Annotated in this window: 14 protein-coding genes and 1 pseudogene; 7 read left to right on the top strand and 8 right to left on the bottom strand. The window is 68.5% G+C overall.

Annotated features, from left to right (window positions below; translation table 11 throughout):
* Window positions 1-262: 262 nt before the first annotated feature.
* Window positions 263-2,161: a tetratricopeptide repeat protein gene (locus ABD223_RS37300; protein WP_344041864.1), complete on the top strand. Its 1,899-nt coding sequence runs from the start codon at window positions 263-265 to the stop codon at window positions 2,159-2,161.
* 92 nt (window positions 2,162-2,253) lie between these two features.
* Here the strand turns inward: ABD223_RS37300 and ABD223_RS37295 are convergent, their stop codons facing one another.
* The gene (locus ABD223_RS37295) at window positions 2,254-2,490 is read right to left on the bottom strand and encodes a hypothetical protein (protein WP_344041862.1); all 237 of its coding nucleotides are present in this window, start codon (window positions 2,488-2,490) and stop codon (window positions 2,254-2,256) included.
* Between the two features lie 745 nt (window positions 2,491-3,235).
* On the opposite strand from ABD223_RS37295, the gene ABD223_RS37290 reads away from it, so the two are divergent.
* Entirely contained in the window at window positions 3,236-3,451 is a 216-nt protein-coding gene (locus tag ABD223_RS37290) for a hypothetical protein (RefSeq protein ID WP_344041860.1), read from the top strand.
* A gap of 109 nt (window positions 3,452-3,560) precedes the next feature.
* A pseudogene (locus ABD223_RS43745) lies at window positions 3,561-4,632 on the top strand (IS630 family transposase).
* Here ABD223_RS43745 and ABD223_RS37270 read toward each other — a convergent pair.
* From ABD223_RS37270 to ABD223_RS37240, 7 genes are all read right to left on the bottom strand, one after another.
* On the bottom strand, window positions 4,633-6,675 hold the full coding sequence (locus tag ABD223_RS37270; protein ID WP_344041852.1) for a thiopeptide-type bacteriocin biosynthesis protein: 2,043 nt from the start codon (window positions 6,673-6,675) through the stop codon (window positions 4,633-4,635).
* A complete protein-coding gene (locus ABD223_RS37265) occupies window positions 6,657-7,880 on the bottom strand; it encodes a lanthionine synthetase C family protein (RefSeq protein ID WP_344041850.1) in 1,224 nt (407 codons plus the stop codon). Before ABD223_RS37265 ends, ABD223_RS37270 begins: the two co-directional genes overlap by 19 nt.
* Window positions 7,877-10,933, bottom strand: coding sequence for a lantibiotic dehydratase (locus ABD223_RS37260; RefSeq protein WP_344041848.1), 3,057 nt, complete (start codon window positions 10,931-10,933; stop codon window positions 7,877-7,879). Before ABD223_RS37260 ends, ABD223_RS37265 begins: the two co-directional genes overlap by 4 nt.
* Window positions 10,934-11,017: 84 nt before the next feature.
* On the bottom strand, window positions 11,018-11,224 hold the full coding sequence (locus tag ABD223_RS37255) for an FxLD family lanthipeptide (RefSeq protein ID WP_344041846.1): 207 nt from the start codon (window positions 11,222-11,224) through the stop codon (window positions 11,018-11,020).
* A gap of 9 nt (window positions 11,225-11,233) precedes the next feature.
* Window positions 11,234-12,496, bottom strand: a complete 1,263-nt coding sequence (fxlM, locus tag ABD223_RS37250; RefSeq protein ID WP_344041844.1) for a methyltransferase, FxLD system — start codon at window positions 12,494-12,496, stop codon at window positions 11,234-11,236.
* A gap of 706 nt (window positions 12,497-13,202) precedes the next feature.
* Window positions 13,203-13,511 (bottom strand): hypothetical protein, encoded by a 309-nt coding sequence (locus ABD223_RS37245; RefSeq protein ID WP_344041842.1) that lies wholly within the window; start codon window positions 13,509-13,511, stop codon window positions 13,203-13,205.
* A gap of 5 nt (window positions 13,512-13,516) precedes the next feature.
* A complete protein-coding gene (locus ABD223_RS37240) occupies window positions 13,517-14,059 on the bottom strand; it encodes a DUF4254 domain-containing protein (protein ID WP_344041840.1) in 543 nt (180 codons plus the stop codon).
* Between the two features lie 208 nt (window positions 14,060-14,267).
* Between ABD223_RS37240 and ABD223_RS37235 the strand changes: the two genes are divergently transcribed.
* From ABD223_RS37235 to ABD223_RS37220, 4 genes are all read left to right on the top strand, one after another.
* Window positions 14,268-15,635, top strand: coding sequence for a helix-turn-helix domain-containing protein (locus ABD223_RS37235; protein WP_344041838.1), 1,368 nt, complete (start codon window positions 14,268-14,270; stop codon window positions 15,633-15,635).
* Between the two features lie 899 nt (window positions 15,636-16,534).
* Window positions 16,535-17,107: a hypothetical protein gene (locus ABD223_RS37230; protein ID WP_344041836.1), complete on the top strand. Its 573-nt coding sequence runs from the start codon at window positions 16,535-16,537 to the stop codon at window positions 17,105-17,107.
* Window positions 17,104-17,574 carry an ANTAR domain-containing protein gene (locus ABD223_RS37225; protein ID WP_344041834.1) on the top strand — a complete coding sequence of 157 codons (471 nt, stop codon included), beginning with the start codon at window positions 17,104-17,106 and terminating at the stop codon, window positions 17,572-17,574. The genes ABD223_RS37230 and ABD223_RS37225 overlap by 4 nt, the downstream gene beginning before the upstream one ends.
* Window positions 17,574-20,150, top strand: a complete 2,577-nt coding sequence (locus tag ABD223_RS37220) for a DEAD/DEAH box helicase (RefSeq protein ID WP_344041832.1) — start codon at window positions 17,574-17,576, stop codon at window positions 20,148-20,150. The genes ABD223_RS37225 and ABD223_RS37220 overlap by 1 nt, the downstream gene beginning before the upstream one ends.
* Window positions 20,151-20,204 lie beyond the last annotated feature (54 nt).

Here is a 20,204-nt window from a genome sequence, read left to right as displayed (position 1 = left end):
ATGGCGAGCTTGTACTCGGCGGTGAACGCTCGCCGCGACGGGCGCGGCGCCGGATCGGACCGCTCTGCACCGGACGAACGCGGCTGCTTCTCGGATGACGTGGACACGCGCACAAGGATCTCCGATCCCGCCCTTGGTCAGGACCCCCACTCACACGAGGTGTCTCACAGCAGTCTGACCAAGAGGGCTCTCCCTCGACGATGCCGTCGCCATGCTGCTTCGCCTAGCCCACCGCACTCCGACCTCAGAAGACGGTGAACAAGTGGCACGGATCGTGCAGCTGTGCGGGCGGCTACCGCTGGCAATAGCGATCACTGCCTCCCAACTCCGCATCCACCCGACCTGGTCGGTCCATTACCTAGTCGATCAACTTACCCATGCTCACAACCGGCTCGACGAACTTAAATCCGGTGACCGCTCCGTCCGGGCTGCGTTCGACACCTCCCTGAAGGATCTGCCCGTCGACCAGCGACTCCTGTTCACGCTTCTGGGCGTCCACCACGGGCCCGAGATCGACGAGTACGCCGCAGCAGCCTTGGCCAACACCAGCCCCACTCAAGCCCGTCGGGCCCTCGACGCCCTCTACACCCGTCATCTCATCCAGGAGACCAGCTCAGGTCGGTACCGGCTCCATGATCTCGTGCGCTCCTACGTCCACAACCTTGCCGCCGGGCTCGGCCCTGACCAGCACCTGCGGGCTACCAGCAGGGTCCTTGACTACTACCTCCATACCGCCCACACCTCTACTCAGCATCTTCCCGCCCGCCGCACACCCACCACTCCAACCTGGCCCGTACATCCTCGACCGATCACGAACACCAACCAGGCACTGGCTTGGCTGACCACTGAACTGCCTACTCTCCTCACCGCCGTCGACCACACCAACACGACACATCCCGCTCACACCCTGCACCTGTCGACCACCCTCCACAGGTACTTCCGTGCTGCCGGTTATTGGCACCATGCGCAGACGCTCCACGACGCTGCCCACACCACTGCCGTCAGGATGAATGACCTCCATGCCCAGGCCACTGCGCTCACCGACATCGGCGTCGTGTGTAGGCGACGTGGCGACCCTGATGGAGCGGTCCGTGCTTTCTCGGGCGCGCTGAAGTTGTATGCTCGCATCAGCGACCCATTGGGCGAGGGTGACGCGCTGACGGAACTCGGAATCGTCCACCGACAACATGGGGACTTCGACGCGGCGGTCGAGGTCCAGTCCCGCGCACTGGAACTGTATGCACTCTCTGGCAGCTTGGTAGGCCAAGGCGATGCGCTCACTCAACAAGGATCCGTGTATCTGAGGCGCGGTGACCTCACTGCGGCGCTTGATGTCCTGTCCCGAGCGCTGGAGTTGTACATCCATGCGGGCGTCCCGCTCGGCCAAGGCGATGCACTGTACGGACTCGCTGCCGTGCACCGGCTGAATGGTGATCTCGATGCGGCCACGGCCGCCTTGTCGCGTGCGTTGGAACTGCATGCCATTGCTGGCAGCCCGCTGAGCCAGGGTGACGCGCTCACCGACCTTGGAAAGGTGTACCGGCAAAGTGGAGATCACGATGGGGCGATCGACGCCCTGACTCGCGGACTGAAGCTGTATGCCCGCGTAGGCGACCCATTGGGTGAAGGTGACGCGCTGACGGAACTCGGAATTATCCACCGACAACGTGGGGACTTCGACGCGGCGATCGAGGTCCAGTCCCGCGCACTGGAACTGTACGCACGCTCCGGCAACCCGCGCGGGCAGGCCAACGCCCACCTCGGTATCGGCATCGTCCACCGCCGACGGAACGAACCCGACGATGCACGCTCACGCCTCACTCTTGCCTTGGATATGTTCACCCGCGCCGATGATCCCGACGGCCAAGCCGAAACGCACAATGCACTCGGGGACCTCGCCCTCGGCCACCCCCACACCGGCCACGCCCACACCCACTACACCACCGCCCTCACCCTCGCCCGCACCTGCAACAGCAAACTCCATGAAGCCAATGCCCTCGTCGGCCAAGCCCAATTCCTCCACCACACCGGCAATACCCCCCAAGCCATCGCCCTACTCCGCCAGGCACTCGCCATCCACCAAGCCAGCCACGCACCCGAAGCAACCTACACCGCCCAACTCCTTACCACCCTCGACCCCAACCCACCATCCCAACCCTGACCTCCGGCCAGCAGACCATCCTCACGTCGGAATCCTGTATTCCCCTGCGGGTCGTCGCGAGCACATACGGTCGGCAACCGCCATCGCGGCTGTCAGGCACCGCACATCCTGGTAGTCCGGATAACGCTTTGCAGATGGGTGTACGGCGTGCCCTCCGCGGCGAGTTCGCGGACCCGCTCGATGCCCTGCGCGGCTTCCAGGTGGACGACCGAGGCCACCACCAGCACGCCCAGCCACGTCCACGGCCACGTCGGAACCGGGGTAGTCACAGCGGTGGCGAGCAGGACGGCGTACGCGAGCACCTGAACGGCGACCACGTACGCGAGCACGCCGCCGGGCAGCGACCATAGAGCCCAACGGCGTGGGTCCAGCCGACTCACGCTCTACCCCCGATCCATCCACAGGGCACTCGACTGTAACTGGCAAATCACTCACTGTCAGAGGGCTGGTCGGGGGACATGACCAGGGCTTACTCGTCACCCACCAGGGAGATCGCCATGATCGACAACCTCAAGTCCCCTCGCACCGGCCGCCCCAGCGAGTGGACCCGCAGGACCAGCCGTCCCAGCGAGTGGCGAAGCTGAGCAGCGCGAGCGCCCCGCCGCCCGCTTCGGACGGCGGGGCGCACTCGTTCGTGTCACCGCAAGGAATGTGCTCACCATGGTGACCATCCAGCTCACCCGTCGAAGCGGCCGGACGGCGTTTCGCACTCGTACGAAGGGATCCCATCGCGGGACTGCGCGGCACGAATCGCAGCGACCAGCCAGCGGCCCTCGGCGTTTCGTTTCAGGCTCACCCTGACATGGCGACCGTCGAAATAATGGTCACGACAACCGTGGCGGCATCGGCTGCAATGTGTAAGACGATTCTCGGTGTCGGGTCTCGCTGCTTCATGTCGCCCTCTTGTGTGTTTCATTGCCGCGAACAAATATTATGCCATTGTCCGATGGGGCGCATTTTTGCATCATTATGTCCGATCCGCCTGTCGGCAGTTCGCTTCTGATGAAAAGTGAAGCCGTGCACGCATGGCCGGTTGTTCGATCGGCGGATGATGGTCGCTAAAATTTTTGGACGTTGCAGGCCGGTGCGGTTTCGGTGGTGTCATTTCGGTCCGGCGACGTGTATGAGGGTGGTGCGCAGTGGCAGTTCATGTTGGCCGTGCTCGGTGTGGCCGTCGGGGTTGCGGACTCGCTTGAGGGTGTGGTTCAGGACGTCGGCGGCTTGTTGGGTGGCGGTACGCAGCCGATCTCGGAGTTGTTCTGGAATCATTTTTTGCCGCAGTCCGGCTGATGCGGCGATATTCTTCAATGCCATCACATGTCGTACAGAGGTTGAATTCGCGTTGGCGGGGTGGAACTGGCCCCGTGACGTTCCTTGATCGTCGCGGTATGCCGTGTGGATGAGGTATGCGCAGGGTGGTGGTTTGACGCCCCGCGAGCAGCGGGCGCGGGAGCGCATCCGACTGCAGGCTGGTGAGCGGTTCGCCCGGGGTGAGAAGACCGCGGTGGTCGCGGCGGTGTTGCGGGTGGGTGTGCGGCAGGTGGAGAAGTGGCGCCGCAGCTGGCGCGAGGGCGGGATGGACGCGCTGCGCTCGGCGGGCCCGATGTCGGTGGAGCGGCTCTCCCCGGCGCAGTGGGAGCGGCTGGTGCGCGAGCTGGCCAAGGGTCCGTTGGCGCACGGCTGGGACGAGGGTCGGGGGTGGACCCTGGGCCGGGTCAAGACGATGATCGGCCGGTTGTTCCGGGTCGGTTACACGGTGCAGGGTGTGCGGTTGCTGCTGCGGCGACATGGCTGGTCGCTGCAGGTGCCGGCCCATCGGGCGCTGGAGCGTGACGACGGGGCGGTCGGGGTGTGGCATGAGGAGGTCTGGCCCTGGGTAAAAGAGTCGCCGCGGACCTGGGCGCCTTCATCTGCTTCGAGGACGAGGCGGGTCAGGGGCTGAGGCCGCCGAAGGGGCGTAGTTGGGCGCCGCGTGAGCGGACCCCGGTGTTCCGGGTGCGCGGTGGTCGTAAGGGGTGGGTGTCGATCGCGGGGGTGCTGTGCTTCATGCCCGGCGAGCGGCCGCGCCTGCTCTACCGGCTGCGGCTGTGGCACGGCCGCAAGGGCGAACGGCGCGGCTTCACCTGGGCCGAGTACCGCGATCTGATCGTGGCCACCCACAACCGACTGCACGCCCGATGGTGTGGATCTGGGACAACTTGAATGTCCACAGGACACACGAGATGGTCGAGTTCATCGACGCGAACCGGGACTGGCTGCACGTGGTGCACCTGCCCTCCTACGCACCGGACCTGAACCCGACCGAAGGAGTGTGGTCGCTGCTCAAGCGGTCGCTGACCGAGTTCGCCGCGGCCGATCTCGGCCACCTGGTCCGCGTGGTGAAACGCAAACTCAAGAAGATCCAGTACCGGCCCGACGTGCTCGACGGCTGCCTGGCCCAGACCGGACTGACCCTCGCGACGACACCATGATCACGCCCACCGCCATCGCTCATTTAACTTCTGTAATGGCGAGGATGGCCTGTCGGCGTGGTCGTCGAGCACTTCGCGGGCGGCGTAGGCGTTGCCGGAGCGGTGAGCGTCTTCTGCGGCTTCGGCGCGTAGGAGGCCGGCCTCTCGCTGGTGGGTTGTCGCGGCGAGGTGTGCGGTTGCGAGGCCGAGCCGGATGCGGAACAGGGTCATGACCGGGTCGGCCGCTGCCGTGCGTGCCGCTTGGATGTTGGTGATCAGCGTGTTGATCCTGGTCGGGTCATGGTGTCCGGTGGTGATGTCGGCGTACGCGCGAAGGCAGGAGGCGACGGCGTGGTGCCACGGGTGGGTGGTCGTGGCGGTGTCGATGAGGCGGAGCGCATCATCGCGGTGTCCTGCGCGGGCGAGAGCGATGATGCGAGTCTGGCGTGCTTCGTGCAGCAGCTCCGGCGTGTCGTCGTAGCCGGAGGCGTGGTCGGCTGCCTTCTCCCAGTCGCCTGCGGCTGCGAGCGCGCGGGTTGCGTCCTCGCGCAGTGTCCGGCGTAGCCATGCCTCGACGGGGCTGCGGTCGCCGCCGGGGGCGATGAAGGCGGTGAACGGGATCGTCTGGCCGGCGATGTCGACGGTGCCGCCGCAGCGGACGGCGTGGTCGATCCGGACGAGGGTGCCGTAGCAGCCTGCGGGGTCGCCGGTGCGCTGGGCCAGTCGTGCGAGGTTGACCAGCGGTTGCTGGCTGGCGATGGCGGAGCGGCCGGACAACGGCCAGGACTGGTGGAAGATCTCGAATTGTACGAGGCAGAGTTGTTCGGCCAGGTCGGGCATGTCACAGTCGGCGGCGATGAGGGCGGCAAGGTTCCAGGCCGCGGCGGCGGCGTTGATGCGCTGGTCGGGGTCGTCGTAGCGGGCGCTGTTGGCCGCGTGTTCCTCCACGAGTCCGACGCGTGCGTGCAGGTCGCCGCAGAACTGACGGCCTTGCTGGATCAGCGGAAAGCGGATGACGGCCTGATCCAGGTCGGCAGGGGTGGCCGAGGTCGGTGTTGGGCTTGGGAGTGGTGGCGCGGTGGTGTTTCCGGTGGGGCCGAGGATGGCGTGGCGGGCGGCGTGGGCGAGGATCGCCTGGGTGCGGGCGGTGAGTCCGAGGCGATTCCAGTGGAAGATCACGTGGTAGCTGAGGACGTCGCGCAGTCCGCGGGTGAGGTGTCCGGTGCGGTTGGCCTCGACCAGGACGCGGCCGGTGTCGCGGAACACCGTTGCCCAGTCGGATTGCGCGGCCAGTGGTCCGTTTGCGGTGAACAGTGGTCCGTCGGGGGCGGTGTCGGCGAGGGCGAGGGTTTTCAGTGTCCCGGCCATCGCGGCGATTCTGTCGTTGTCGATGTCGGAGGGCAGGGGGCGTTCGGTGCTGACGCGGTCCCAGACGTCGCCGCGTTCGTACCATTCCAGTGCGGCGCCGTCGCGCATCAGTGTTCCGCACAGCAGGATCGACAGTTCCCTGCGTCCCATCCCGGTTCCGCCGGCTGCGGCGAGTTCGAGGACGCCGCGGCTGTCGGCGGCGAACAGACGGTGTCCGGCGTCGAGGGCGTCCGGGCCGCCGAAGGCGGCGGTCTCGGCTTCGTACAGGCCGGGCCACCAGGCGTCGAGGTGGCCGGCGGCGGCGAGGTCGTCGAGCATGGTCGCGAGTTCGGCCATCGCGTGCCGGTGACCGGGAAGCATCCGTAGTCGCCAGCAGGGGTGTTTGCGCATGAACCACCAGCCGGTGATCGCGCCACTGCGTTCGGCACGGGTCAGCACTGGCAGCAGGTGTGCCGCCGCACTGTGCTCGGCGCGGGCCCAGTCGCCGAAGCGGAGGTAGACCTGTTGCCAGGAGTCGACCTGGCTGGCGGAGAGGGTGTCGCGGCCGGCCTGGCGGTAGATCGTGGCGGCGGCGGCGAGTTCGTCGGGGTCGAGGCCGGATGTCGTGGCGGTGGTGTCGAGGTCGTCTCCGGCCAGGACGCGCCAGATGGCGGCCTCGGCCGGGGAGGATGCTCGGGTCAGGCGATCAGCAGGCATGCGTCCCATCCGGAGCTCGGGGCGGTGTCGGTGGCGGCGGTGTGCAGGGCCAGGGCGGTGCCGGCGGTGCCGTTGAGCAGGCCGGGTCCGTGCTCGTGCGGTCGTGCGGCTGCGGCGAGCAACGCGTCGGCCAGGCGCGGTAGCTGTTCGCGCAGGGCGGGGGTGGTGGCGTCGGCGACGGTGCGCCAGAGGGTGTGGAAGGTGCCGGCGAGGCCGTGGCAGAGTCCGGCGTCGGTGAGCCGCGCGAGTTGGGTGTCGTCGCCGAGGCAGGCCAGCATCGCGCGCTCGTAGTGGTCCTGGAGGGCGTGGTCGTTCAAGGCGAGGGCGGCCAGTTGTCCGGCGCGGGCGATGCCGGGGGTGCCGTAGCACCAGCTGGGCCTGCCCGGCCCGGTCTGTCGGGTGCGCCCGGTGTGCAGTTCGGTGATGTCGAGGTGTTCGGGCCACCAAGGCCCGGCGTCGCCGTCGCGCCGCCAGGTCTGCAGCCAGTGGCAGATGTCGGCGATCGCCTGGTGGTGTCCCTCGACGGTGATGCCGCGACGGGCGGCGTGGGCGAGCAGCGCCAGAGGGCCGGTGATGCCGTGTGCGGCGCCGAGGTTGGAGTGGCCGCGGTGTCCCGGCGGTGTCCGGCGGTGCGGATCGTGGCCTACCCACCAGCCGGGCAGAACCTCGTTGTCAACGGTGAGCGGTTGGGTGAGTGCGACCAGGTAGGTGAGGATGTGTTCCAGGGCGCTGCCGTCGGGGGCGCGTCGCAGCAGCAGCGCGCCGAGTCCGGACAGGCCGGAGAAGACGTCGTACTCGCCGAAGGTGGCCGGTTGCGCGGCGTCGATGCGGGCCAGGGCGGTGCGGGCGCGGCGGTGGGCCAGCCGGGCGACCGGGGCATCGAGGTCGGCCAGGCCGGTGCGGTAGCGGTCGCTGGTGCCGGCGGCGGCGTCCAGGACGAAGGCCAGGGCCGGTGCGCCGAGGAACAGGGCGGCGGAGTCATGGTCGCTCAGGGGCGCTGCGGCGGCGTCGCGGATGTGCGCGTGTGCGGTCTGCCACGTGTCGAGTCCGGACCTGGCCCGTTCGATGTGGGCCAGGGCGATGCCGGCGCTGCCGGTGGCGAGGTTCTGCGCGGCCCAATGGTCTCCCGGTGTTCTCGGTGGCGGGGTGCGTAGGAGCCGGGCGTGCTGGTCGGCGACGTGGGCAAGGCTCGCGGTGATCGTCATGGGGTCACTCCGCTGCGGGCGTGCCCGTGCAGGGCGAGAGCTCGGGCCAGCCGGCCGGTGACGGCTTCGGACTCGAGGTGGGCGCCGACGGCACGCAGGTGGTGAAGGTGCAGCAGCGGCCCCAGCACGCTGATCGGGTCTCGTTGCCGCGACAGCGCCGCGGCGTAGCCAGCCATCGCCTGTGCCCGCAGGCTCCAGGCGTGGGTCACCGCTTGGCCGGCCGGGGTGTCGGCCAGCGGGCCGAGGCGGTCGGCCAGGGCGAGGGTCTGGTCGCGCAGTTCGGGGTCCAGCCGGCCGCGGGTCCGGTCGATCTCGTGCAGCAGCCACGTCCGTCCGCGCGCCGGGTCGCCAGCCAGGGCTGTGGCGAGGTCGAGGAAGCTGGCCGCGGTGATGGCCTGAGGGTGCAGTCCGGCGACTCGGGCGGCGCGGATCTGGGCGACGGTGGCGGCGGAGTCGGCGGCGAACCAGACCAGGGCGGCGTCCAGGGCGGCGCCGTGGCCGTAGCGTCCGGTCGGCGGCTGCCAGTCGGCGATCGTGAGGCCGGAGGCCAGGTGGTCGCGGTGCAGCCGCCTGGCCCAGGCCGCGGTGTTCCCGGCGGCGTCGGCGAACCGCTGCGGGTCGTGGATGTGCAGGAAGATCGCGAGGTGTCGGCCGGCGCGATGGTCGCTCAGATCGCGGTGGCGGTGGAACCACCAGGCTGGTGGGTTCGGGCCGAAGGAGTCGAGCAGGGCCGACAGGTGGTCGGTGACGATGTCGTCGAAGCGCTCGGGGTGGGCGTGTAGGCGCAGCGCGAGGATGGGTGATGCCGCTGGGAGATGCAGGTCGGCGGCATCGACGACGGCCGGCGGTGTCGTGATGCGCGCCGTCGTCGGGGCGGGGGACTGGGTGCGGGACAGGATCAGCAGGACTTCGTGCGCGCGGCCGATCCAGGCCTGCTCGCCCGGGGCTGTGCACTCGCGTAACTCCAGGTGGCCGCCGCGGTCCAGTCGTGCGCGCAACAGCATCCGGTGCGCACGGTGGCGCAGGTCGATCGGCTGAACGCGGTCGTGGTCGACCAGGGCGACGTGGTCGGGGACCCGCCAACGCGCCCGCCAGGCCGACAGTTCGGCGTCCCACAGGTGCTCGTCGGCACCGCGGAGAGGTAGCTGGTCGGCTTTGATCCGCCAGCGGGCCGGGGACAGGATGGTGCGGCGGTAGCGGACGCGCGGCAGGTAGGGCAGCGTGGCGGCCGCGCCGAAGGCGAAGGCGCTGTAGGTCGGGAAGCACGCGGTGGCGACTTCGGACAGGAACCTGGCCAGCGGATCGGTGTGGTTGGCGGCCTCCAGCGCGCTCGCGACGTAGGGGATGATCCGCTTGCCGGTGGAGATCTGGACCAGGTGCAGGTCCGCGCCCTCGGCGGTCACCGCGAGATCGGCCAGGTCGATCACGCCCGGACCGGGTGCCCGGTGCTCGGCGATCGGGAGCACCGCGGGGGCGAGCATGCTGGTGCGGGCGACGTTCTCGCTGCGCCGCCAGCGCGGGGCGAAGGACAGTTGCGCGGTGACGGTGTCCGGTCCGGGGTCCTGGAAGGTTCGGCGGATCTCGGCCAGGTCGGCCTCGGCGAGCAGGTGGGCATGGCGCCCGGCCATGCTGCCGGCCGGACGCGGGGTGCCGGTCAGCTCCAGCATGAACCTCCCGGCCGAGATGTCCTGCGGACTGTCGGCGCGGAGGGTGAAGGCGACTTCCGTGCGGCTCGGTAACCGCCGCGGATCCAGGGGCGCGCTGGCCAGGTCTGCGACGAGGTCCTCGGTGAGGAGGATTTCGCCGCCGGTCATGGTCGCCTGCTGGACCAGGGCCAGCAGCGTGTCGTCGCGCTCGGAGAGCTGCCGGGGCCCGAGCTCGCGCTCGGAGCCGAGGTAGCCCGCCGGCAGCCCCAGCCCGCTGTCGGAGACCAGATCCAGAACCGGGACCAGCGCGCCGGTGCCATACCTGGCCCGGAACACGGTCTGATACTCGCGCCACGGCGGAGATCCACCCAGGTGGGGCGAGAGTCGGTACAGCACGGCCACCGCGTCGCGGGCCTCGCGTGCCACCGCCTCGGGCAGCACGGCTTCGCAGTCGGCTATCGTGTCGACCAGCAGGGGCGTGCGCTGCGCCGGGGCGATCGCCGTCATCCGGTCGGCCACCCCCTGCGGCACGGCGGCGAACATACCGCCGGTCAGGGTGTCGCGGATCCCGTACAGCTCGGCGACCAGCTCCGCGATTTCCGGTATGTCCTCGGCGCCGGCGGCGCGCAGCACGGCACACACCGCGTCGAGCACGTCGAGTTCGGTCATCGGGATGCGCAACGCGGTGATCAGAAACTGCTGGTCGACCAGGCCGTACAGTACGGTGTCGATCTGAGTGGAGGCGGCCGTCGGGAACCTGTCCGCCAGCGTCCGACGCAGGTCGCCGACTGTGATCGGCGCGGAGGCGGCTTCCAGCGCCGCGACGGCGGGACGCGTGGCGCGCACCGAGACCTCCGTGGGTGCTTCGGCGCTCGGGGCGGCATCCGAGGGCAGGCCGGGCGCGACCACTCGCCCGCCCCGCACGTGGATCGCGTTGTTCGCCACCACCGGCAGCCGCTCCAGCAGGTCCCGGCAGCGGTGCAGCCTCGCCGTCACCTCGGCCAGCCAGCCGGTATCCGCCCGGACAGACAGGCGGTGCCCAATCCCGGTCCGAACCTTGGTCTGGCCACCGATCCGCACGGGTCCGATGCCGGCCAGCGGCCCCAGCGGCGTCGGGCGTCGCTGCCAGCGCAGCAGGTAGGCAGCCAGCGCGGTGGCGGCGCGGCGGACCTGGGACGCATCGCGGCAGGGGTTGGCGACGAGGGCGTCGATCTGGCGGCACAGCGCCGGGCTGACCGCGGACAGTGCCACGCGGATGTCCTCGCGGTTCCACAACCGCGCCATCCACGTCGCAGCCGACGACGCGTCGGAGAGGTCGAGGTCATGCGGCAGGTCCAGGCCACCAGGGTCGGTACTGACCCGCAGCAGCCCTACATCGCCCCACTGCCACCCTGCTGCCGACCCCACGATCTCTCCGTCCGCCTCGATCCGATGTCGACCGCACTGTTCCGGCCGCCGAGGGACACCACGACGGCCGGACGGCAGTGCCGATCAGAACTGGTTGTTGTCCTCCGAGGTGCACGCGCTCGCCCCGTTGGAGCAGGTGTTGCCGCATCCGTCGTCGGTGGGACAGTTGTTGCTGTGCGGCATCGCCTGGTGCGTGAGCACCGGGCGGATGTCCAGGTCGAACTCGTCCTCGGCGGGTGCCTCCAGCAGCGCTGTCGCACCGCCGGACGGCTCGATCGCTACTACGGTCACGGGTCTCCTCTACTGGTGGTTGGGGTGGTGCAGGACGTCGTGGCGAACGGCGTTCGCGGGCCGGGGCCAGGAGATTAGGACCCTGCTGTGGCGCTTGCCGAGCGCGAAGTCCGCCGCCGGCAACTGCTCGACGGGGGTGGTCGTCGGGTAGACGAGGTACTGCGGTCCCGGGCCGCCGCGGTGATCGCGGTCCCAGATCCGCAGCGTCTCGGCCACGACCTCGGCCAGGGCCGCGGGGGACGGGCCGTAGGCGTGGACCTCCAGCGTGAGGTCTTTCCCGCCGAGCTTGCGGGAGGCGACGTAGGCCAGGTTGGCGCCGTCGACGGCCGCCATGCCGGTGTGGATACCGGCCAGCGGCCGGGGCGAGGCCTCGTTCGCGGTGCGATCGACCATGATGCGGCAGAACCCGGGAACCGTGGTGGCCAGCCACATCTGCATGGTCGCCCACGGTTCTCCTATGCGAAGCCCGGCCCCGCTGTCCACCACCACCGGTTCGAACTCCAGCACGCCGTCCAGTCGCGACACCTCGTCCGGGGCCTGTTCGTCGAAGACCAGCCGGACACCCTCGCGCAGCACCAACTCGGCGCTGTCGTGGGCACCGGCACCCTGCATCGGTACGAACCCGAACAGCCGGGCCGACTCGCTGACCAGCCGATCACCCTCGCGCACCAGGGCCACGGTGCGCATCAACCCCATGACCTTGAGCGGCACCACGAGCAAGCCGCCGTCGACGAGTTGGTCGATCCAAGCCGGCGGCACGTCCCACGCACCGACGGTGACCAGGATCCGGTCGTAGGGCGCGTGCTCCGGCACGCCGTACTCGGCGTCGGCCAGCACCACGTTGACTTGTGGGTATCCGGCCTGCTTCAGGAACTGCGAGGTCCGCTGGGTCACGAACTCGTCGATGTCGACGGTCGTCACCCGGCCCGTGGGCCCGACCATCTCGGCAAGGTAGGCGGCGTTCATCCCACCGGAGCCGATCTCCAGCACGTTCATCCCCGGCTCGATCCGGGCTTGCTCCAGCATGTGTGCCTGCGCATCCGGCGCGGACAGCGAACTCACCGGCCGCCCGTTCTCGTCCCTCTTCGTCACCAGCCCGTTCCACGGCTCGTAGACCGCGTCGAGATCGGCCTCCGGGGCGAAGGTTTCGCGGGGAACCGCCCGCATCACCTCCTCGACGCGAACAGAGACGACCGTGCCCGCCTCCTTGAGCACGTCGACGGTCCGGTTGCGCAACTCGGTGGCTCGTTCGCCCGGCGTCGTTCCAGTCACGAAATGTCCTCAGCTGTCGTACTTCATGGTGGTCGGCCGCTGACCTCAGCGGCCCAATCGCTGTTTGCTTAGGGTATCGGCGTAATAGCTCTGTGCAACAGTCGGTGACTGCCTGCGCATGGCTCGACGGTTACGGTGCGCAATGGTTCCATAATTTGCGCCAACGGAACGTGAGCTTTGCTCCTCGATACTGGTGGACAGGTTCTGTCGACCGTATCGCCGTGATCACTGTCCGCAATCTTGCGGTGGCGCTCCCGGTAACTGACTTTCTTTCGCGAACCCCCTGCTGGGACTTGCGTCTTCCGCGATCGATGTGTGCCGTGGTCCGAGAGGTGGGGGAACGCCGCGGAACGTTCCCCCACCTCTAGCAGCCCGCCGACGGGACGCCTGCGGTGTGGTTGACGGGAGTGGCGTGTCGGGCCGCGCCGGTCGGGGCGCGGCGGGCTCGAGGGCGATCAGCTGTCGGTGGGCGGTGGCCCAGACCCGGCAGCTCGGGGTGCGACCGCGTCGCCACCGGGGACAGCAGGGGCAGCGGCCCTTCGAGTCGGGCCGATGTTGCTCGATCAGATCACGCACGGTGGCCGTCAGCTTCGGCAGTTCACCGGCCAGGATCGACGTTCGGGTGTCGTCGTCGCCGAGAGCGAGCAGGCGTTCGAGGTAGTCCAGGTGATCGGTGATGCCACTGTGCAGACTGGCGGCCAGCACTTCATCCATCGGTTGCTCCCGGCATGTCCAGGGTCTGCTGATCGGAGGTCGCTGGGGCGGGCGGCCACAGGACCGGGTGCAGGTCCAGCGGTACGAGGTAACCGACGGGGACGCCGAGTGCGGCGAGTCCGCGGGCCGCGGTGTCGAACGGGCCGCAGGGCCAGGGCCGGGTGCGGCACACCGCGCAGCGCGCGTGGGTCTCGGGCGGAGGCAGATGGGCGGTGACGGCGTCGACGGCCTCGACGGTCCGGCCCAGCGGGCTGTCCGCTGTCACGGTCAGTGCCACGACGGCACGCCACTGCTCGGCCACGACGGCTACAGGTCCACGATGCCCGGCGCGGTGGTGGGCAGTCGTCGCCGTCCGCTGCGCAGGTCAACCAGCAGGTCGTCGTAGGCGTTGGCCAGGGTCGCGACCTCGTCCATCGCATTCTGCGCGCGGTGCCTGACCGGCGCCCGACGCGAAGCGGGCACATGCTGTTGCATCTGTTGCCAGTGCGTCCAGGTCATGGCCATGTGGTCCACGAGGCGGCCCAGGGTTTCGGTGTGTAGCAGGGCCGCCGTTGGTGGTTCGGGCACCGTCTCGGCGGCCCACCGGTCGATCTGCTCGATCAGCGTCGCGCGGGCTTGCGCGCAGTCGATGAGGATCCGGGTGCAGGCCGCGAGCACGGCGTCGTTGGCTTGGGCCTCCCGGGCGGCCTGGAGCGCTTCGGCTCGCTCCTGGTGGCGGCGGGCCAGTACCGTGACCACCACCAGCATGGAGTGGTCCTCGATCGGGTGTTCGGCGGCGAAGGCCCGCAGGATGTCGCGCCCGGTGGGCAGCAGCAGCGCGTCGTTCGGGTCCAGTGTCGCGGTGACCACGGCATCCCACCTCCGGGTGAAGGATCAGAGCAGGTCAAGCGGTACGTCCTCGACGGTGCCGCACTTCTGCGGCCCTGCGGAAGACGCGGGGCTGTCGTGCATCACTGATCGGCAGGCGATCAGCGCGGCTGATCGGCTTGGCTGATCACGGCGGTACAGCAGGCTCCGGTCCCGCTACCGTGACGGTGGACGAGCCGCGGGAGGGTCCATGAACGTCGGCAGCAGCGGCGACCGGCCGATCGACCCGGTCGTGTGGCACGGCCGGGAGATGCGTCAGGCGCTGGCCCGGCGGGACGTCGGACTGGTCTACCGGCTCCTTCGGCGGGTCGGGGTGTCCCAGCGGCAGATCGCCGCCTGTACGGGGCAGGGGCAGTCGGAGGTCTCGGCGATCGCCAACGGACGCCAAGTCCAGGCATACAACGTGCTGGAACGCATCGCCGACGGCCTGGGCATCCCTCGGGGCTACATGGGTTTGGCGTACAGCGACGACGCGGTCGCGCGTGCCTTGTCATCTGGTTCGCACGGTGCGGAGGACGGCTTCATGCAACGGCGTGGTTTCCTGGGGTTGGTCAGCAAGCTGGTGGTGGGCTCGGCGCTCACTCCGGCGGAGCTGGACTTCCTGGCCGTGACACCCGCGTCGACGCCGGTGCCCGAGCACGTCGGCGTCACCGACGTGGAGCAGGTGCGCACGGTCACCGCCAAGCTGCGTGCGCTCGACCTTGCCCACGGAGGCGGTTCCTGCCGGGACGCCATCCTCGCCCACGTCGGGTGGGCCCAGTCGCTGTTGAAGGCCCGGTGCGACGAGACCGTGCGCGTCCGACTGCTGTCCGCGGTCGCCGAGATCAAGACCCTGGCCGGGTGGAGCGCCCACGACCTCGGCCTGGCCGGCGAGGCGCGCCGCTACCTCGGCCAGGCCGTGCGCGACGCCCAGGACGCCGGCGATCCCGCCCACACCGCGATCATCCTGCACCACCTGGGCCGCGTGCCGCTGGACAACGGTGACCCCGGTGAGGCACTGAAGATCTTCCAGCTCGGCGAGATCGCCGCCAAGGACTCCCGCTCGGCACTGGCGGTGGCGTTCCTCCAGGCCAACCAGGCCGTCGCCTACGCCCACCAAGGCGAGGTCGACCAGGCGCTCACCGCGCTGCGCCGCGCCGAGGACGAATACGCCCACGCCGGAACCGGCGAAGCCGAACGCGGGTTCACCCGCTTCTTCGACCAGATCGCTCTCGACACCGCCGCGGCCCGCGTCCACAGCCACCTCGGCCTCACCGACCCCGGCCATCGCGCCCGGGCCATCACCCGCCTGACCCGCACCCTGGCCGCCACCTCGGCCGAGCACGGCCGTCAGCGCGCGTTCAACCTTGCCTGGCTGGCCACCTGCCTGCTCGCCGAAGGCGACCTCGACACCGGCGTCGAACTCGGAACACAAGCCCTCGACGCCGTGCGCGCCGTGCAGTCGACCAGACTGCTCGACCACCTCAAGCCGCTGGAGGACCAGGCCCGACAGCACGGAGGTACCGGCGACGTGCGGCAACTGCACCACGAGGCCCGGCTGCTGCGCTCGGCCGCCTGAGCCCATCGGGCGAACGTCCGTGGTACCAGCGCAGGTCTTGACCGCGTACAGCTTGCCCTGTCGGGAACGGCCGGTAAAGGCGGTCGGAACCGGTGGGGCGCATTGGTTAGGGTGTGACCCGACCGATCTTTGTACAAAGATCGGTCGGCTACGAGTCGGGGACGCACCTCGTTGTACGCCCCCGACCGTTCTACCTGGTCAACAGGTCGTTGATTGCGGCTAGCAACGTGACCACCTGGACCAGGAGGCCGAGTACGACGGCGGCCCGTGCGGAACTCCACTTCCGCGTGGGTCGTCGTCGAGGCGGACGCCTTCGACGCCCGCCCTCGACCTTCCTGCGTCGAACCACATGCTCTCCCTTCAGCTCGCCCACCAGGGGCGGGGCCGGACCTTCCCGACCCGTCGACAGCGCCGGGACGGCAGGAAAGAGCAGTGAATCGCCGCTGACTGTATCGGGCGATCTTCACCACCTCGGCGGGCCACTCCACATTTGTGGACAACTCCGCTGCCTATGGGCAACCAAACTTGTACGGGTTATGCCAGCTCTCTGTTGATCCGTGCTGGTCACAGTGTTGCCGGTAGGCGTCGCTTTCCTCACCCGATCGTGGCGGCAGGGTGGGTACCTGTGCATAAAGCTGCTGGTGGTATTGCGCGTTGGAGTTGCGGGACTCGACGTTATGGACGTCGGTGGTGGGCGTTCATCAGGCATGGGTCCGGTTGACGACACCGTCCTGCCGACCCTGCTCGGTCCATCGACCTCCGCCAGCTTCCACCTCAGCTCGTGATCACGGCATGGGCGGTTTCGGCGTGGTGATACCGGTTGAGTGGACTCGGTAGCCTCGTCGGACGACTACGGCGTGACGTCCGGTGAGCCGGGTCGGTGCGACGGGAGGCAGTCAATGCCCGAGGAGGACGTGGACCGGAGGCGGCACACCACGGCCGGAGCACTGCCGACCACCGGTGGCGGCCTGTGGAACGAGGTGGCCGTCCAGCTGGGCCGGATCGCCCGATCACTGCAAGACCAGGACAACGCCCGGAACACCCTGGACGAGGTGGTGCGCACGGCGGTACAGGCGATTCCCGGCGCCCGCCACGCCGGAATCATGATGGTCATCGGCAAGCACCAGGTGCACACCGTCGCGCGCACCGCGGACCTCGTCGACCAGGTGGACCAAGTCCAGTACGACACCACCCAGGGGCCCTGCCTGGTCTCACTGCGCCAGCACCTCACCGTCACCGTGCCCGACCTGCGCATCGAGTCCCGCTGGCCCGCCTTCGCCGCCCGCGCTCGCGAACTCGGTGTGCTGAGCATGCTGTCGTTCCAGCTGTTCGTCGGCAGCGACGACTTGGGGCTCTCAACCTCTACTCGCCCGACCCTCAGGCGTTCGGCCAGGACTCCGAACACGTCGGGCTGCTCTTCGCCACCCACGCCGCGGTCGCTCTGGCCACTGCGCGCCGCGAGGAGCAGTTGACCTCGGCCATGCACACGCGCGATCTGATCGGCCAGGCCAAGGGCATCCTGATGGAACGCCACAAGATCACTGCCGACGAGGCGTTCGCCATGCTCGTGCGCTCCAGCCAGAGCGCCAATACCAAGCTGCGCGACGTTGCCGACCATCTCGTCCGCATAGGCCAACTGCCACCCGAACAGGCGGAAAGCCCTTGTCCTAGGCGGTGTCATGCCAGCAGGATCGGCATGGCGCAGCGGGTTCCGGCGGTATGGGTTGCCGTGTGCGGAGGTCGATCAGCCGCAACTGTGGTTGACTCGCATGGTCATGAGTTCGGTTACAGTAGGCGTTACGGGAATATTGCTTCGAAAGTGTCCGCTTGCCTGTATCTCAAGCCGCTGATCAGCGGGTTCGCCGTCGAGATGAAGGCAACCGCACACTTTATATTTCAATATGTAGATACTGAATTTTTGAAGATTTGGAGTGTTTGATGGCCTTCAAAGGGGGGACGTCCTTCGGGGCACCTCCGAAAAATCCGGAAGCGCTCTACTCGGACCTTCCGCACAGGCCGGACTCGGTTCCTGGCCTATGGTCACAGCAAACCGATATACTGCGGCAATACTGGCCGAAGCATGTTGACACCTCTGACCTGGCGCTGGAGTTGCCTACGGGGACGGGGAAGACAGTTCCTGGCCTGCTGATAGCAGAATGGGTCCGCCGTGTTCGGCGAGCGCGGGCGATCTACGCCTGTCCGACGCGACAATTGGCACGTCAGGTTCACCAGGTCGCGATCCGTGAAAGCATTCCCGCCGTTGTCCTCGCTGGCTCGCACCGCAAGGACTGGGTGTTGGACGATCGACTGCGCTACGAGGCGGGCGAGGCTGTCGCCATCACTACCTACAGCAGCGTGTTCAACAGTTCTCCGAAGCTTCTGACGGCTGACTTGTTGCTATTCGACGATGCGCATGCCGGGGAGCAGTATGTCGGAGAGCAGTACGCCGTAGGTATCGGCAGGCGCGAGAACATCGCCGTATACGCGTTGCTGTTGGAGGCCGTGGCCCCCGCATTGGACGGAATGATCTTGCAGCGACTGCGAGACGCCTCGCCCGATCCAGGAGCCCACCACCAGGTGCGCCTGGTGGTGCCGTTGCGCAACGACGGGATGGTCGCCAAGTTGGACGCGGCCCTCGCCACTCTTGAGGGTGACCAGGCTTTCCGGTACTCCATGATCCGCGGTGGTCTCTCGTCGTGCCTGGTGTACGTGTCCTACAGCGGCATCCTGATCCGTCCGCTGATTCCGCCGACCTCGGACAACTCACTGTTCGTCGGTGCGCATCAGAGGCTCTACCTGTCTGCGACGTTGGGCAGCGGTGGTGAGCTGGAACGGGCCTTCGGGCGCTCGCCCATCACCCGGCTCACGTTGCCGGACAAGTCGCCGACACCACGGTCGGGTCGCCGGTTCTTCGTCTTCCTGAGCATGGTGGAGGACGCCGACCCGGTTGCGCTCGCCCGCGAGATCGTCGCGCTGACCGGCAAGGCCCTGGTCTTGACCCCCGACGGCGACACCGCCGCAGCACGCGCTGCCGAACTCGCGCAGCCGGGATGGCCGGTGATGACCATCGGCGATGTCGAGAAGGGGATGGAGCCCTTCGCGAAGCTGCGCAACGGCACCTGTGGGTTGGCCAGTCGCTACGATGGACTCGACCTGCCCGGGGACGACTGCCGAGTCGTGGTCCTGGAGGGCACGCCGAACAGGGACACGCTCCAGGAACGTTTTCTCTCGGTTCGGGTGCGAGCGCAGAGCGCCCTGGCGGAGCGGGTGCGCACCCGCGTGGTGCAAGGCGCGGGCCGTTGTACCCGCGGACCCAATGACTGGGCGGTCGTGGTGGTATTGGGTGAGGACCTGACCGGCTATCTCCTGCGACCGGAGACCCTATACGCCCTGGATCCGGAGATGCAGGCGGAGATCCAATTCGGCGTCAGTAACAGCCGCGACACGAGTCAGGCCGAGGTTCTGGACAACGTCCGCATGTTCCTGGCCCAGGGGGAGCAGTGGCGCACCGGCGCCGAGCCGCTGCTGTTGCAGAACCGGCAGGCTGCGGTCAAAACGCCGCCACCGGGCACCGCCGCACTCGCCGACGCCGTGGGCATCGAGATCGAGGCCACCAGCGATGCCTGGGCCAAGCGGTGGGCCGATGCCGGGCGTCGAGCCCAGGACGCGGCTCGCAAGATTCATGAAGGCGGAGACGTTAACCACGGCTACCGGGCCTTGTGGACCTACCTGGCCGCGGTGTGGACCGATCAGGCTGGAGTGACTGGCGGTGACGCGGGAGCACGACTGGCTGCGCGCACGCTGATCCAGCAGGCCGAGCAGATCGCCAAGCCCGGAACGTGGCTGCGCGAACTGCCACCGCTGCCCGACGTCGAACCCGAACCACTGGGCCCGGAGGACACCGCCGCCGTGGCGGCCGTCGTCCACCGGCTTACCGCCGGGTTTACCCAAGCCAACCATGACACCGCCGTGCAGGCGATGCGCGAAGGATTGGGCAACACCGAGGCAACGTTGTATGAGGCGGCGCTCGCGCAGCTGGGCACTCTGCTCGGCGCGGAGGCGGGCAAGCCGGAAGGCACTGGCCGGTGCGACGCCCTCTGGAGCTGGGCGAATCATCTATGGATCGCATTGGAGGCCAAGAGCGAGCAGAAGCCGGTCGGCCTGGTCTCGCATCGCTACGTTCGACAGGCCAATGACCAACTGCGGCTGCTTGCCGCTGACCGCGGTGTCGTCGCCGCACCGTTGGGCAGCGTCACTGTGATCGTCTCTCCTCGGCCCGGTATCGAAACCGAAGCGGCCAAGGGAGCCGAAGACCATGTGCACCTGGTGCACCCGAATATCCTGTTCGATTTGTTGGAGGACACCCAGGCGGCCTGGCGGACCGTCATCGCTCAAAGCCCCGGCCGTAATCGTGAGCAGCTACGAGTCCTGATCGCTACGACGTTCGGAGAACGCGGTCTGCTGCCCACTCAGGTGCGGGATCGCCTTACTTCGCAACCGGTGGCTGCCCGATGAATCGCCGCTGATCGGGAGGGAGACAGGCGCTCTCTGCTGTTTCCCTCCCGATCA

Source organism: Saccharothrix xinjiangensis (assembly GCF_039527585.1).
Taxonomy (GTDB): Bacteria; Actinomycetota; Actinomycetes; order Mycobacteriales; family Pseudonocardiaceae; genus Actinosynnema; species Actinosynnema xinjiangensis.
This window is presented reverse-complemented; position numbering and strand designations above follow the sequence as displayed.